We start from the raw sequence: 14,440 nt of genomic DNA, 5'->3' as shown, positions 1-14,440 counted from the left end.
CCTTGATGCGGATACCTGGGCGCAGGGCCGGGCAATGTCAGCGGAACTGGCTCAGGAAGCGCAGATCGCCTTCGAAGAACAGGCGCAGATCATTGACGCCGTAGCGCAGCATGGTGAGGCGGTCCGGCCCCATGCCGAAGGCGAAGCCGGTGTAACGCTCGGGGTCGATCCCGCCGAAGCGCAGCACGTTCGGATGCACCATGCCGCAACCGGCAATCTCGAGCCAGCGGCCCTCGAGCGCGCCGCTCATGAAGGCGACGTCGATCTCGGCGCTCGGCTCGGTAAACGGGAAGAAGGACGGGCGGAAGCGGACCTGCAGATCCTCCGTCTCGAAGAACTTGCGCAGGAAGTCGGCGATGACGCCCTTCAGGTCGGCAAAGCTGACGTTCTCGCCCACCCACAGACCTTCGACCTGGTGGAACATCGGCGAGTGCGTGGCATCGGAATCGACGCGATACACCCGCCCCGGCGCGATCAGGCGCAGCTCGGGCATGTGGTCTTGGCCCGCATGGCGCGCGACGTGATCCTGCATGGCGCGGATCTGCACCGGGCTGGTGTGCGTGCGCAGCAGCACGTCGGCATGGCCTTCGAGGTAGAAGGTGTCGTGCATCGACCGTGCCGGATGGTTCTCCGGCGTGTTGAGCGCAGTGAAGTTGTGCCAGTCGGTCTCGATCTCGGGCCCGTCGGCGACGATGAAGCCGATCGAACGGAACAGCGCCTCGATGCGTTCCAGCGTGCGGCTCACCGGGTGAAGGCCGCCGGGGATGCCGCCACGGCCCGGCAGCGTCACGTCGAGCGCCTCGGCAGCCAGTTGGGCCAGCAGAGCGGCTTCGCGCAGGGCCTGGCGGCGGGCGTCGAGCGCCTGCTCGATGGCATCCTTGGCGCGGTTGATCGCCGCCCCCGCTTCACGCCGCTCCTCGGGCGCGAGCTTGCCCAGCGCCTTCAGCCGCTCGGTGAGCGAACCGCTCTTGCCGAGGTAACGCGCCTTGGCCTGCTCGAGCGCGGCGCCGTCCACCGCTGCGGCGAAATCCGCCGCAGCCTGTTGAACCAGTTGATCCAGGGTTTCCATTTACCTGCCGTCCGGAATTGCTTTGATGCGGGGACACTAAAAAAAAAGGAGGCCAGGCCTCCTTTTTTCGGGCTGCGTCAGGTCACGCAGCGAGCTTGGCCTTGGCTTGTTCGGCGATCGCCGCAAACGCGGCCTTGTCGAACACGGCCAGGTCGGCCAGGACCTTGCGGTCGACTTCGATGGCAGCCTTCTTCAGGCCGTTCATGAAGGTGCTGTAGGTCAGCCCCAGTTCGCGGGCGGCCGCGTTGATACGCGCGATCCACAGCGTACGGAACTGGCGCTTGCGCTGACGGCGGTCGCGGTAGGCGTACTGGCCGGCCTTCATCACCGCCTGCTTGGCGATGCGATAGACGTTCTTGCGACGGCCTCGATAACCCTTGGCCTGGGCGAGGACTTTCTTGTGACGGGCGCGGGCGGTTACACCACGTTTAACGCGAGGCATGGCGGTCTCCTATCAAGCGTAAGGCAGCATGGCGCGAATCAGCTTCTCGTCGGCGGCGTGGACTTCCGTCATGCCGCGAAGCTGGCGCTTGCTCTTGGTGGTCTTCTTGGTAAGGATGTGGCGCTTGAACGCCTGGGACCGCTTGATCCCGCCGCTGGAGCGGACCTTGAAGCGCTTCTTCGCTCCGCTCTTGGTCTTCATCTTGGGCATTGCTAAGACTCCGTGTTTTTGGATGCCGCCAGGTAGCGCCGAACGAGCCGGCACGTTTTCAGACCTGGCACCACTTGTTTTCCGCCGCCCCGGTTTCCCGCGGCGCCGGTCTTGCCCCGTTTCCGGGGCAGATCCTGAGAACCGGTCAGCGGTTCTTCTTCGGTGCGATCACCATGATCATCTGACGCCCTTCCATCTTGGGCATCTGTTCCACCTGGCCGATCTCCTCGAGATCGGTCTTGACGCGCTCGAGCTGCCGCAGGCCGAACTCCTGGTGCGCCATTTCCCGGCCGCGGAAGCGCAGGGTCACCTTGCACTTGTCGCCATCTTCAAGAAAGCGCTTCAGGTTGCGCAGCTTGATCTGGTAGTCGTTCTCATCGGTGCCGGGACGGAGCTTGACTTCCTTCACCTGCACCTGCTTCTGCTTCAATCGGGCTTCGTGGGCCTTCTTCTGTTCCTGATACTTGAACTTGCCGAAATCCATCAGCTTGCACACCGGCGGCTTGGCCATCGGCGCGATTTCGACAAGATCCAGCCCGGCTTCTTCGGCCATGTTGAGGGCTGCATTCACAGAAACGATGCCGAGCTGTTCGCCCTCTTCACCGACCAGCCGGACCTCAAGCGCGTTGATCTCCCCGTTCACGCGCTGCTTTTTTTCTTGAGCGATGGTTCAACTCTCCACGAAAACCAAAAATCAGACCGGGCCGGCTTTCGCTTCCAGTTCGCGATGCCAGCGTTCGATCAGCGAATCGAGGGACATTTGGCCAAGATCCTGGCCGCCTCGGGCGCGTACGGCAACCATGCCCGCCGCCTTCTCCTTGTCGCCGATGACGATCTGGTACGGCAGCTTTTGTACGCTATGTTCTCGAATTTTATAGTTAATCTTCTCGTTGCGCAAATCGGCTTCGACGCGGAAACCGGCTTTCTTCAGCGCCGCAGCCACCTCGACCGCATAGTCGGACTGCGCTTCCGTGATGTTCATCACAGCCGCCTGCACCGGCGCCAGCCACAGCGGCATCGCTCCGGCGTGATGCTCGATCAGGATGCCGATGAAGCGCTCCATCGAGCCGACGATGGCGCGATGTAGCATGACGGGGAACTTCTTGGTGTTGTCCTCGGCGACGTATTCCGCCCCCAGCCTCACCGGCAGGTTGAAATCGAGCTGCAGCGTGCCGCACTGCCACACGCGCTCGAGGCAGTCCTTGAGCGAGAACTCGATCTTCGGCCCGTAGAAGGCCCCTTCGCCCGGCTGCAGTTCGTAGGCCAGCTCCTGGGCATCGAGCGCCGCGGCAAGCGCAGCCTCGGCGTCATCCCACTGTTCGTCGGAGCCGACGCGCTTCTCGGGCCGGGTCGACAGCTTCACCAGGATGTCGGTGAAGCCGAAATCCGCATAGACCTTCTGCAGCAGCTCGATGAAGGCGGCCGATTCGGCCTGCACCTGGTCTTCGGCGCAGAAGATGTGCGCATCGTCCTGCACGAAATTGCGCACACGCATGATGCCGTGCAGCGAACCCGAAGGTTCGTTGCGATGGCAGGAGCCGAATTCGGCCATGCGCAACGGCAGGTCGCGGTAGCTCTTCAGGCCCTGGTTGAAGATCTGGATGTGGCAGGGACAGTTCATCGGCTTGACCGCGTAGTCGCGCTTCTCCGACTGGGTGGTGAACATCAGGTCGGAGTACATGCCCCAGTGGCCCGATTTCTCCCACAGCGAGCGGTCGACGATCTGCGGCGTCTTCACCTCCTGGTAGCCATGCTCCGCGATGGTCCTGCGCAGGTACTGCTCGACCTGCTGCCACAGCGTCCAGCCCTTGGCGTGCCAGAACACCATGCCGGGCGCCTCCTCCTGGATGTGGAAGAGGTCGAGCGCACGGCCGAGCTTGCGGTGATCGCGCTTCTCGGCCTCCTCGAGCATGTGCAGATAGCCCTCCAGCTCCTCCTTCCTCGCCCAGGCGGTGCCGTAGATCCGCTGCAGCATCTCGTTCTTCGAGTCGCCGCGCCAGTAGGCGCCGGCCAGCTTGGTGAGCTTGAACACCTTCAGCTTGCCGGTCGACGGCACATGGGGACCGCGGCACAGATCGATGAAATCGCCCTGCCGGTACAGCGACACGTCCTCTTCCGCCGGAATCGACGCGATGATCTCCGCCTTGTAGTGCTCGCCGATGCCCTTGAAGAACTCGACCGCCTTGTCGCGCGGCCAGACTTCGCGCTGCACCTGGATCTCGCGCCTGGCGATCTCGCCCATGCGCTTTTCGATCGCGGCGAGGTCTTCCGGCGTGAACGGGCGCTTGTACGAGAAATCGTAGTAGAAGCCGTTGTCGATGACGGGGCCGATCGTCACCTGCGCCTCGGGGAACAGTTCCTTCACCGCGTGCGCCAGCAGGTGTGCGGTCGAGTGGCGGATGATCTCGAGCCCTTCGGCGTTCTTGTCGGTGACGATCGCCAGTTCGGCATCGGCCTCGAGCCGGTGGGACAGATCGACCAGCCTGCCGCCGACCCGTCCGGCGAGCGCCGCCTTGGCAAGCCCCGCGCCGATCGACGAAGCCACCTCGAATACCGTCACCGGATGATCGAAGCTGCGGACGGAACCATCGGGTAGCGTGATATTGGGCATGATTGCGAAGCCTCGGGGCATGAAATGGACTTGGTGTTCCGTCGCCTGGCGGTCGCTTGAGCCCGGGCGGCGGCGCATCGATGGATAGGGACGGTCGCCAGGCTGCACGCAAGCCGTAGACGAAAAAAAAGCGCGGTCGTCGCGCGCTTTTTCTCTGTCAGACGAGCGGAGCCGACCTGTTTAGTTTCCGGCCTTGAAAGTAGTTCGGAACATGACGATCGCCCCAGATGTCTGGTAGGCGCGATTGGATTCGAACCAACGACCCCCACCATGTCAAGGTGGTGCTCTAACCAACTGAGCTACGCGCCTGCTGAAGTCCCGCATTATAGACACCGAAACGATCTTGTCAAAGACTTTTTGCGGTGCCGCACAAGGGACTATTTCTTCAGCCGTCGTACCACGAACAGGATGATGATCGCGCCGATCACCGCACCGACGAAGCCGGCCGGCTGTCCGGCGCTGTAGATGCCGATGGCCTGCCCGCCGAAGGTGGCCAGCATCGCGCCGGCGATGCCCAGCAATGCCGTCATGATGAGTCCCAGCCCGTCCTTGCCGGGGTGCAGCAGGCGGGCGATCAGGCCGACGATGAGCCCGATGATGATGGTGCCGATGATGGACATGGACTAGATCTCCTGTTGAGCGGTTGTTTTGAAACTCAGGATGCCGGCCAGGCGGCGAGGAACTGCTTCCAGTGCGGCGCGTCGATGCGCGCCAGCGCGTCGCGCACCGCCTGCACCTCCTGCGCCCACGCCGCCGCGTCGAGATGGCCGCGCATGCGCTGGAAGCGCAGATGGACGAGGTAGGTATTGACCACGTCGGTCTCGCAATAGTCGCGGATCTCGGCGATCCGGCCCTCCTGCCAGGCCTGCCACACCGCCGACCCGTCCATGCCGAGCTTGCCGGGATAGCCCATCAGCTTCGCGAGTTCGTCCAGCGGCGCATTGGCGCGAGGCTGGTAGAGCGCGAGCAAGTCCATCAGATCCAGATGACGGGAATGATAGCGGCTGATGTAGTTGTTCCACTTGAAGTCGCGCGAGTCGTTGTAGTCCCCCTCGCCCTGGTCCCAGTAACGCGGCGCCGCCACCCCGTGCAGCATGCCGTGGTAGTGCAATACCGGCAGGTCGAAGCCGCCGCCGTTCCACGACACGATCTGCGGCGTGTAACGCTCGATGCCGTCGAAGAAGCGCTGGATGATCTGGCCCTCGTCGCAATCGGGCTCGGACAGCGAGAACACGCGGAACTGGCTGGCATCGCGCAGCACGCAGGAAATCGTCACCACGCGCTGCAGGTGGTGCGGCAGGAAATCGCTGCCGTGGCTCGCGCGCCGTTGCTGGAAGGCGAATTCCGCCACTTCCGCATCGGGCAGGTCCGCCGGCAGTTCGTTGAGCGCGCGGATGCCGGCGGTGTCGGGAATCGTCTCGATGTCGAAGACCAGGACCGGCATCACTTCCTCGCCCAGTTGCCGCCCGACTGCACCCACCAGCCCGCCTGCGCACGCTCGATCCAGCGCTGCGCGAAGGTCTTGCGCACGTCAGCCTCCCATTCCGGATGTCCGTTGGCGCGCGCGATCTCGCGGTACAGGGCGATCCGGTCGGCATTCTCCGCGGCCACCAGGCCATTGAGCTGCGCACGCTGCGCCAGCGGCACGCCCGACGCGTCGCGCAGGGCGACGGTACCGTCGGCCGCGAGGCCGACCGCGCCGGATGCGTAGAGCGGAGCGAGCTGGGCGTGGCGCTGCTGCATCGAGCCCCTCAGGGCGGCGATCGACGGAGAGTCGATGTCGAGATTGCCCTGCGCGCGGACGGCCGCCGGCAGCGAACCGATCAACACTGCGAACAGAATGCCCAGCCAGGCGCGCGGTCTCATGGTCTTGCTCCTCCTGCGCCCGGGGCTGCCGGCAGCGCAGCCGGCGTACCGGGCGGCTGCTGGCCTTCGCGCAACTGCCAGACTTCGTCGATGATGCGGTCCGCAGCCTTCTCGGCTGCCGCCGCGGGAAAATAAATGTTGATGGTGACGCAGCCGGCGAGCACGAGCAGCATCGACGCGCCGGCAAGAACGTGCAGCCTGGAATGCGGGCTCAATGACATCGAGTTTCTCCGGTTCGGCCCGCCGGCCCTGTGCCCGCATGCCATCAACGTACCTCTGGCGGGAGCTTGCCGTCGGTCACGCGCTGCAGGCGTTCGACGAGCTCCTTCCAGTCGATGCGGCGATTGTAGCCGATGACATCCAGCGCCGGGACGCCGCCTCCTCGCACGATGGCGAAGCCGCCGTCGGCGCGGACGGTGTCGCCGACGCCATCCGCCAGGCATACGTCGGCCTCGAGCACGCAGCGAAAACCCAGGTCGCGGTAGCCGAAGGTGTCGAACAGGCCGATCAGGCTGCGCTGTATCGCCGCCATCGCTCCCGGGCCACCCAGGGCGCTGATGTTCTCCACCGCCCGCTGGCTGATGCGCCGCGGATAGCGGCCGGGGCTGCTCGCGACCCGAGCATCGAAGCGCACCGGCCGCCAGCGGACCAGTTCCAGCCCGCGGACGTCGGCATCGATGAAGCCGGTGATGCTGCCGAAGCTGAAGGTTTCGGTGAGCTGCGCCAGATCGATGTGGCGGGCCTCGACGTCGGCCGACAGATACGAGGCGACGCCGAAGGGCTCCCGCAGGCGCAGATTGGTCGCCTGCAGGTAACCGTCGAACAGCGATATCACCAGCGCGCCATCGAATGCGATCTCTCCCGGGCGCACGCTCAGTGCCGGAATGGACGCCGACAGCACCCCGCCCATGGACGGCAGGCCGGCCGCCTCGGTCAGCAGGCGCATCGACACCGGCTCGATCACCGCCCCGCCGCTCCCCGCCCAGCCGTCACCGACGCGCTGCAGCGCCAGCCCGTCGAGCACGGCCGCGCCATCGAGCAGCGGGATCACGCTGCGCGCGAACGAAACGCGGTCGCGCTCGAGCCGGGCGGAGAGGGAAAACGGCCCCAGGGCCAGCTTTTCCCAGCGGCCGCCGCCGATGTGCAGTTCGGCCTGCGTGGCTCCGTCCGTCCGCCACGGCAGGCGTCCGCTGACCGGCCCGAAGGCCACGCCGCCGCCGCCGTCGGCCGCGGGGAGGCTGAAGCCGGCGTCGTCGAACACCGCGTCCACCGCCTGCAGGACGCCATCCCGGGCGGCCAGGACGGCGCCGACGTGCCCGGCGAAACGCAGCCGCGCAGCGGCCTCGGGTGCGATCAGTGGCGCGACCCAGCGCGGCCCGACGACGGCGAGGTCGGCGCCGGACACCGACAGGGTGCCGTCGATCAACCGCCCGTGCCGCGTGTCCAGCACCGCGGTGGCCGCCAGCGCGTCGACGCCGGCAATCTGCAGCGCGGCCTCCCGCACCTCGAACCGGTCGCCCTGCATCACGCCGCCTGCGTCGAGCCTGGCCCCGGCCTCGACGAAGAAGGGATGCCAGTACGCGGCCCCCTCGCGCCAGTCGGCCCGGGCTGTCCACTGCCAGCGCCCGTTGCGCAGCCCTGCCTCCAGCGCGAACACCAGGCCGAGCTTCTCCGCCGCATGCTGCCCGTCGGCGCTGCCGAAGCCGCCATCCTCCAGCGTGCCGCGCACGGTAAGGCGCCCCTGCCGCGCGGCGCCGGCCCCGGATGCCGACCAGTCCAGCTCGCCATGCACGATGCCCACCGGCTTCCAGTCCGCCACGCGGATTGCCGGCGATCCGAGCAGGGCCGCAGCGTCGGACAGCGGAAAACGCTCGATGCGGGCATGGAGCCCGCCGGAGGCCCCGGCGCGGACCGCCACGCGGGCGCCGGTCCGGCTGGTCGCCACGAGGTCGGCTTCGCCCGTCGTCAGGTCCGCATGGAAATCGACACGCCACGGCAGGCCCTTCCGCGCCACGCGCAACTGCCCGCCGCGGCAGGAGAGGAGCGGGTAGCTGAGGCGGCCCTGCGGACAATCGAAGCGCAGGTCGCGGAATTCATCGCCACCGATGCGCAGGCGCCCCAGCGCCAGTTGCAGGCGCGACTCGTCCGCCTCGAAGCGCACCGACAGGTCGCGCACCGAGAACGCGGGATGGTCGATTCGGGCCACGGAAAGGCGCACGCGCCCGGCCTCGATGGCCGGCAGCGCTGCGGACGCGGCCGGCATCCCGGCCCCCGAAACGGCCAGCGCCGCACCGGCCAGCGCGGCAGCGAAACCTCGTCGCACACCGCGACGCAAGGGCACGTCAGGCGGGGAAGACACCCGTGGAGAGATAGCGATCGCCACGGTCGCACACGATGGTGACGATCACCGCGTTCTCGACCTCGGCCGCAATGCGAACCGCCACATGCAGCGCGCCGCCCGACGAGATGCCGGCGAAGATGCCCTCCTCGCGCGCGAGGCGGCGGGTCATCTCCTCCGCATCGGCCTGGCTGACGTTCTCGATGCGGTCGACCCGCGGCCGCTCGAAGATCTTCGGCAGGTAAGCCTCGGGCCACTTGCGGATGCCGGGGATCTGCGAACCATCCTCCGGCTGGCAGCCGACGATCTGGATCGCCGGGCTCTTCTCCTTCAGGAAGCGGGAGGTGCCCATGATGGTGCCGGTGGTTCCCATCGAGCTGACGAAATGTGTGATCCGCCCGTCCGTCTGCTCCCAAAGCTCCGGCCCGGTCCCCTCGTAGTGGGAAAGCGGATTGTCCGGGTTGGCGAACTGGTCGAGGATGATGCCCTTGCCCTCGTCGCGCATGCGATCGGCGATGTCGCGCGCCAGCTCCATGCCGCCCGATGTCGGTGTCAGCACCAGCTCCGCGCCGAAGGCGCGCATCGTCTGGCGGCGCTCGATGCTCTGGTTCTCCGGCATCACCAGGATCATGCGGTAGCCGCGCATCGCCGCGGCCATCGCCAGCGCGATGCCGGTATTGCCGCTGGTCGCCTCGATCAGCGTGTCGCCCGGCCCGATGTCGCCGCGCGCCTCCGCGCGCATGATCATCGACAGCGCCGGCCTGTCCTTCACCGACCCGGCCGGGTTGTTGCCCTCCAGCTTGGCGAGGATGACGTTGTTGCGGCCGGCGTTGATGCGCTTGAGGCGCACCAGGGGCGTATGGCCGACATAATCTTCGAGCGTCCTGAATTCCATTCCCGTTCCGATGTGCGCGTGGAGTGTCGGTTCGACCGCGGATCAGCCCCGGCCGATCCCGTGATATTCGACGCCCATCTCGCGCATGATCGCCGGGTCGTACATGTTGCGTCCATCGAAGATCACCGGATGCTTCAGGGCCGCGCGGATGCGCTCGAAGTCCGGGCTGCGGAATTCCTTCCACTCGGTCACGATCACCAGGGCGTCGGCCCCCTCGACCGCCTCCATCGGGCGCTCGACATAGAGCAGCCGCGGCTCGTCGCCGAAGATGCGGCGCGCCTCGTCCATCGCCACCGGATCGTAGGCGACCGCGGTCGCCCCGCGCTGGAACAGCTCGGCCAGGATCACCCGGCTGGGCGCATCGCGCATGTCATCGGTGTTGGGCTTGAAGGCAAGCCCCCACAGCGCGAAGCGCATGCCGCTCAGGTCCTCGCCGAAACGGGCGACGATCTTCTCCACCAGGCGCAGCTTCTGCGCATCGTTGGCGGACTCGACCGCATTGAGCAGCAAGAGGTCGTGGCCGTTCTCGCGGCCGGTGCGCACCAGCGCCTTGACGTCCTTCGGGAAGCACGAGCCGCCATAGCCGCAGCCGGCATAGAGGAAGTGCCAGCCGATGCGCGGGTCCGAGCCTATCCCCTGGCGCACCAGTTCGATGTCCGCGCCCAGCGTCTCGGAAAGATTGGCGAGTTCGTTCATGAAGCTGATGCGGGTCGCCAGCATGGCGTTGGCCGCGTACTTGGTCAGCTCGGCGCTGCGCACGTCCATCACCAGCAGCTTCTCGTGGCTGCGCTGGAAGGGGCCGTAGAGCTGGCGCATCAGGTCGATCGCACGCTTGTCGTCGGCGCCGACGATGATGCGGTCCGGACGCATGAAGTCCTCGACGGCCGCGCCTTCCTTGAGGAACTCCGGATTCGAGACGACCGCGAAAGGGATGTCGGCGCCGCGCGCGGCCAGTTCCTCGGCGATCACCGCCTCGACCCTGTCGCCGGTGCCGACGGGCACGGTGGACTTGTCGACGACGACGCGATAGCCGTCCATGTGGCGGCCGATGTTGCGCGCCGCGGCGAGCACGTACTTCAGGTCGGCCGATCCGTCCTCGTCCGGCGGCGTGCCCACGGCGATGAACTGGATCGTGCCGTAGCGCGCGGCGTACTCGACGTCGGTCGTGAACGACAGGCGGCCCGCGGCGACGTTGCGCCGCACGATCTCGAGCAGGCCGGGCTCGTGAATGGGGATTCCACCTTCCTCGAGAACGCGGATCTTGTTCGGATCGACGTCGAGGCACAGGACGTCGTTGCCGACATCCGCCAGGCAGGCGCCACTGACGAGACCCACGTAGCCGGTACCAACCACGGTAATTTTCATGTTGGGCAGATCCTGAAGGGGTTGAACGGAAACGATGGCGAGGCGGCGCTCATGGCGTCAGGTCGAATTCCTCTGTCCGGCGCGGCGGATAGGTTTCCCAGCCGCCGCAGGCCGGGCAGCGCCAGTGGAATTGGCGCGCCTTGAAGCCGCATGCATCGCAACGATAACGGGCCACCTTGCGCGTGTGGCCGTGGATGAGCTGCTTGATGAGTTCGATGTCCGAGCGCTGCTCGGACGGCGCGGTCAGCAGCGCCGCCTCGAGCAGCTTGTCGAGGCCGAGGAGCGTCGGATTGCGCTTGAGTTCCTCGCGCACGAGTTCGTAGGCGGTCTTCGGGCCGTGCTTTTCCAGCTCCCAGCGGAACAACTCGTCGAGCAGGTCGAGCGAGGCGTGGTTCTCCAGCCATGCGCGCAGCAACTGGTGCCCCTGCTCCTGGCGGCCGAGGCGACCGTAGGCTTCCATCACACGTTCGGCAACCAGTGCGAGATACACCGGGTCCTGGGTCTCGATCCGCTTCCACGCCTCGAGCGCCGCCTCGTCCCGCCCTTCGGCGACGTCCAGGTCGCCCAGCAGCAGGCTGGCGCGCACGCTGCGCCGATTGACCGCCAGCGCATCGTCGAGATGGCTGCGCACCTCCTCGAAGCGGGAGTTGGCCAGCGCATTCGCGGCCAGCTCGCAATGGAAGTTCGCCACCTCGCGGCGCCACATCACGCTCTCGTGGTTGGGCAGGGCACGCGCGATCTCGATCGCCTTCGCCCAGTCCTTTTCCTGCTGATAGATCTCGAGCAGGTATTGCTGCGCCACGTCGTTGGCGCGCGTGTCGCGCAGCTTCAGGAACACCGCCTCGGCCCGGTCGAGCAGGCCGGCCTTGAGGAAATCCTGTCCGAGTTCGCCGAGCGCCTGCAGGCGCTGCTCCTCGTCGAGATCCTCGCGATCGACCAGCAACTGGTGAATGCGGATCGCGCGGTCGGTCTCGCCGCGGCGGCGGAACAGGCTGCCCAGGGCGAAATGCAGTTCGACCGTCTGCGGATCGATGCGCACCGCCTCGACGAAGGCATCGATGGCCTTGTCGGGCTGTTCGTTGAGCAGGAAATTCAGGCCATTGAGGTAGGAACGCGGCAAGGCGCGCGATTCCTGCACCACCTGGCGGATGTCGATGCGCGCGGCCAGCCAGCCCAGCGCGAAGAAAAGCGGCAGCGCGAGCAGCCACCAGAATTCAATATCCATGCTTGATCAGAGCGTCTCCGCATTCACCGCGTCGGGCGCAGGCGCGGCCGGCTCGGCCCGGTCGCGCTCCAGCCGCTCGACCTGGCGGCGCAGGCGGCGGATCTCGCGGTGCTTGCGCAGCAGGGAGGCGAACGTGGCCGTCACGCCGATCAGGGCACCGGCCGCGAAGCTCAGCAGGATCACGAACACCAGCGGAAGCTGCCACTGCCAGCCGAAGAAGAAGTACAGGTTCGCCAGATGGTCGTTCTTGACCGCGAACCCGAACAGCAGGAAGAAAAGCAGCAGACGGAAGAACCACATCAAGGCGCGCATGGGTCCGCATTATCTCCGAGCGAATGACGAAAAAGAAGGCGGCCGCAGCCGCCTTCCGGGACATCCTGCAAAGACGACCATTCGCCGCGCGGTCACTCGCAGAGATCCACCCGCTCGCGCAACTCCTTGCCGGCCTTGAAATGGGGCACGTACTTTTCCGGTACATGCACCTTCTCGCCCGACTTCGGATTGCGCCCCACGCGGGGCGGGCGGTAATTCAGAGCGAAACTCCCGAACCCGCGGATCTCGATGCGATCGCCGCGTGCAAGCGCATCGGACATCGCATCGAGGATCATCTTGACCGCGTAATCGGCATCCTTAGCAACCAGTTGCGGAAAACGTGCCGCAAGCTGGGCGATCAGCTCCGATTTGGTCATGACCGGCCGAATCAGTTCTTCTGTTCGTTCAGCTTGGCCTTGAGCAGTGCGCCAAGGTTGGTCGTACCCGAGGCAGCCGAACTCTCGGAAGCCAGCTTCTGCATGGCTTCGCTCTGTTCGGCCTGATCCTTGGCACGGATCGACAGATTGATCGAACGCGTCTTGCGATCGACGTTGATCACCATCGCCTCGACCTGGTCGCCTTCCTTCAGCACGGTGGTCAGGTCATCGACGCGGTGGGCGGCCGCCTCGGAAGCGCGCAGGTAGGCTTCCACGTCGTCACCCAGCGCGATCACCGCACCGCGGGCGTCGACCGACTTCACGGTGCCGCGCACGAGGCTGTTCTTCTCGTGGGTGGCGATGAAGTTGGTGTACGGATCGCCCTCGAGCTGCTTGATGCCCAGCGAGATGCGCTCGCGCTCGACGTCGATCGCCAGCACCACGGCCTCGACCTCGTCGCCCTTCTTGAAGCGGCGCACGGCTTCCTCGCCGGTTTCGCTCCACGACAGGTCGGACAGGTGCACCAGGCCGTCGATGCCGCCTTCCAGGCCGATGAACACGCCGAAGTCGGTGATCGACTTGATCTGGCCGCGGACCTTGTCGCCCTTCTTGTGGTTGATGGCGAAATCGTCCCACGGGTTGGACATGCACTGCTTCATGCCCAGCGAGATGCGGCGACGGTCTTCGTCGATCTCGAGGATCATGACCTCGACCTCGTCGCCAAGCTGGACGACCTTGGTCGGATGGATGTTCTTGTTGGTCCAGTCCATCTCGGACACGTGCACCAGACCTTCGATACCTTGTTCGACTTCAACGAACGCACCGTAGTCGGTGATGTTGGTCACCTTGCCGAACAGGCGGGTGCCCTGCGGATAGCGGCGCGAGATGCCGACCCACGGATCTTCGCCCAGTTGCTTGAGGCCCAGCGAGACGCGGTTCTTTTCCTGGTCGAACTTGAGGACCTTGGCTTCGATCTCGTCGCCGACGTTGAGCACTTCCGACGGGTGGCGAACACGGCGCCAGGCCAGGTCGGTGATGTGCAGCAGGCCGTCGATGCCGCCGAGGTCCACGAACGCGCCGTAGTCGGTGATGTTCTTGACGATGCCCTTGACGACCGTGCCTTCCTTGAGGTTCTCGAGCAACTTCTGGCGCTCTTCGCCCATGGACTCTTCGAGCACGGCGCGGCGCGACACGACGACGTTGTTGCGCTTGCGGTCGAGCTTGATGACCTTGAACTCGAATTCCTTGCCTTCGTACGGCGTGGTGTCCTTGACCGGACGCATGTCGACCAGCGAACCCGGCAGGAAGGCGCGGATGCTGTTGGTCATGACAGTCAGACCACCCTTGACGCGCCCGGTGATGACGCCCTTGACCAGCGTGCCGTCGTTGAGGGCCTTCTCGAGATCGTTCCAGGCCGAGATGCGCTTGGCCTTCTCGCGCGACAGGCGGGTTTCGCCGAAGCCGTCCTCGAGCGCGTCGATGGCGACGTGCACGAAGTCGCCCGGATTCACTTCGAGTTCGCCGCGGTCGTTGCGGAACTCTTCGATGGGCACGTAGCTTTCGGACTTCAGGCCGGCGTTGACGACGACGAAATTCTGGTCGATGCGCACGACTTCGGCGGTGATGACTTCACCGGCGCGCATTTCCTGCAGGGCGAGGCTTTCCTCGAAAAGGGCGGCAAAGCTTTCTTCGAGGGCGGGGGTGGTGTTGGACATAAAGGCAAAGATCCG

Annotated in this window: 16 protein-coding genes and 1 tRNA gene; all 17 read right to left on the bottom strand. The window is 65.9% G+C overall.

The annotated features are described in order from the left end of the window. Window positions 1-37 precede the first annotated feature (37 nt). Window positions 38-1,069 (bottom strand): phenylalanine--tRNA ligase subunit alpha, encoded by a 1,032-nt coding sequence (gene pheS, locus CCZ27_RS04825; RefSeq protein ID WP_096446062.1) that lies wholly within the window; start codon window positions 1,067-1,069, stop codon window positions 38-40. Window positions 1,070-1,151: 82 nt separating this feature from the next. Beyond that, window positions 1,152-1,511, bottom strand: a complete 360-nt coding sequence (rplT, locus tag CCZ27_RS04820; protein ID WP_096446060.1) for a 50S ribosomal protein L20 — start codon at window positions 1,509-1,511, stop codon at window positions 1,152-1,154. A 12-nt stretch (window positions 1,512-1,523) separates the two neighbouring features. Beyond that, window positions 1,524-1,721 (bottom strand): 50S ribosomal protein L35, encoded by a 198-nt coding sequence (rpmI, locus tag CCZ27_RS04815; protein WP_096446058.1) that lies wholly within the window; start codon window positions 1,719-1,721, stop codon window positions 1,524-1,526. 145 nt (window positions 1,722-1,866) lie between these two features. Next, window positions 1,867-2,388 carry a translation initiation factor IF-3 gene (gene infC / locus CCZ27_RS04810; RefSeq protein ID WP_096446056.1) on the bottom strand — a complete coding sequence of 174 codons (522 nt, stop codon included), beginning with the start codon at window positions 2,386-2,388 and terminating at the stop codon, window positions 1,867-1,869. A gap of 27 nt (window positions 2,389-2,415) precedes the next feature. After that, on the bottom strand, window positions 2,416-4,332 hold the full coding sequence (thrS, locus tag CCZ27_RS04805; RefSeq protein WP_096446054.1) for a threonine--tRNA ligase: 1,917 nt from the start codon (window positions 4,330-4,332) through the stop codon (window positions 2,416-2,418). Window positions 4,333-4,564: 232 nt separating this feature from the next. Further along, a tRNA-Val gene (locus tag CCZ27_RS04800) sits at window positions 4,565-4,641 on the bottom strand. Between the two features lie 68 nt (window positions 4,642-4,709). Continuing rightward, window positions 4,710-4,952: a GlsB/YeaQ/YmgE family stress response membrane protein gene (locus tag CCZ27_RS04795; RefSeq protein ID WP_096446052.1), complete on the bottom strand. Its 243-nt coding sequence runs from the start codon at window positions 4,950-4,952 to the stop codon at window positions 4,710-4,712. A 35-nt stretch (window positions 4,953-4,987) separates the two neighbouring features. Next, window positions 4,988-5,776 carry a 3'-5' exonuclease gene (locus tag CCZ27_RS04790; protein ID WP_198363337.1) on the bottom strand — a complete coding sequence of 263 codons (789 nt, stop codon included), beginning with the start codon at window positions 5,774-5,776 and terminating at the stop codon, window positions 4,988-4,990. Then, the gene (locus CCZ27_RS04785; protein WP_096446050.1) at window positions 5,776-6,198 is read right to left on the bottom strand and encodes a YdbL family probable chaperone protein; all 423 of its coding nucleotides are present in this window, start codon (window positions 6,196-6,198) and stop codon (window positions 5,776-5,778) included. Before CCZ27_RS04785 ends, CCZ27_RS04790 begins: the two co-directional genes overlap by 1 nt. Further along, on the bottom strand, window positions 6,195-6,419 hold the full coding sequence (locus tag CCZ27_RS04780) for a hypothetical protein (RefSeq protein WP_096446048.1): 225 nt from the start codon (window positions 6,417-6,419) through the stop codon (window positions 6,195-6,197). Before CCZ27_RS04780 ends, CCZ27_RS04785 begins: the two co-directional genes overlap by 4 nt. A gap of 44 nt (window positions 6,420-6,463) precedes the next feature. Next, window positions 6,464-8,461 carry a translocation/assembly module TamB domain-containing protein gene (locus CCZ27_RS04775; protein ID WP_096446046.1) on the bottom strand — a complete coding sequence of 666 codons (1,998 nt, stop codon included), beginning with the start codon at window positions 8,459-8,461 and terminating at the stop codon, window positions 6,464-6,466. 79 nt (window positions 8,462-8,540) lie between these two features. Then, entirely contained in the window at window positions 8,541-9,431 is an 891-nt protein-coding gene (gene cysM / locus CCZ27_RS04770) for a cysteine synthase CysM (RefSeq protein WP_096446044.1), read from the bottom strand. 42 nt (window positions 9,432-9,473) lie between these two features. After that, a complete protein-coding gene (locus CCZ27_RS04765) occupies window positions 9,474-10,796 on the bottom strand; it encodes a UDP-glucose dehydrogenase family protein (RefSeq protein ID WP_096446042.1) in 1,323 nt (440 codons plus the stop codon). A gap of 49 nt (window positions 10,797-10,845) precedes the next feature. After that, window positions 10,846-12,021, bottom strand: coding sequence for a lipopolysaccharide assembly protein LapB (lapB, locus tag CCZ27_RS04760; RefSeq protein WP_096446040.1), 1,176 nt, complete (start codon window positions 12,019-12,021; stop codon window positions 10,846-10,848). Window positions 12,022-12,027: 6 nt separating this feature from the next. Beyond that, the gene (locus tag CCZ27_RS04755; protein ID WP_096446038.1) at window positions 12,028-12,333 is read right to left on the bottom strand and encodes a LapA family protein; all 306 of its coding nucleotides are present in this window, start codon (window positions 12,331-12,333) and stop codon (window positions 12,028-12,030) included. 92 nt (window positions 12,334-12,425) lie between these two features. Then, entirely contained in the window at window positions 12,426-12,710 is a 285-nt protein-coding gene (locus CCZ27_RS04750) for an integration host factor subunit beta (protein ID WP_096446036.1), read from the bottom strand. An 11-nt stretch (window positions 12,711-12,721) separates the two neighbouring features. Then, window positions 12,722-14,425, bottom strand: a complete 1,704-nt coding sequence (gene rpsA, locus CCZ27_RS04745; RefSeq protein WP_096446034.1) for a 30S ribosomal protein S1 — start codon at window positions 14,423-14,425, stop codon at window positions 12,722-12,724. Window positions 14,426-14,440 lie beyond the last annotated feature (15 nt).

The organism is Thauera sp. K11 (assembly GCF_002354895.1).
GTDB classification, from domain to species: Bacteria; Pseudomonadota; Gammaproteobacteria; order Burkholderiales; family Rhodocyclaceae; genus Thauera; species Thauera sinica.
This window is presented reverse-complemented; position numbering and strand designations above follow the sequence as displayed.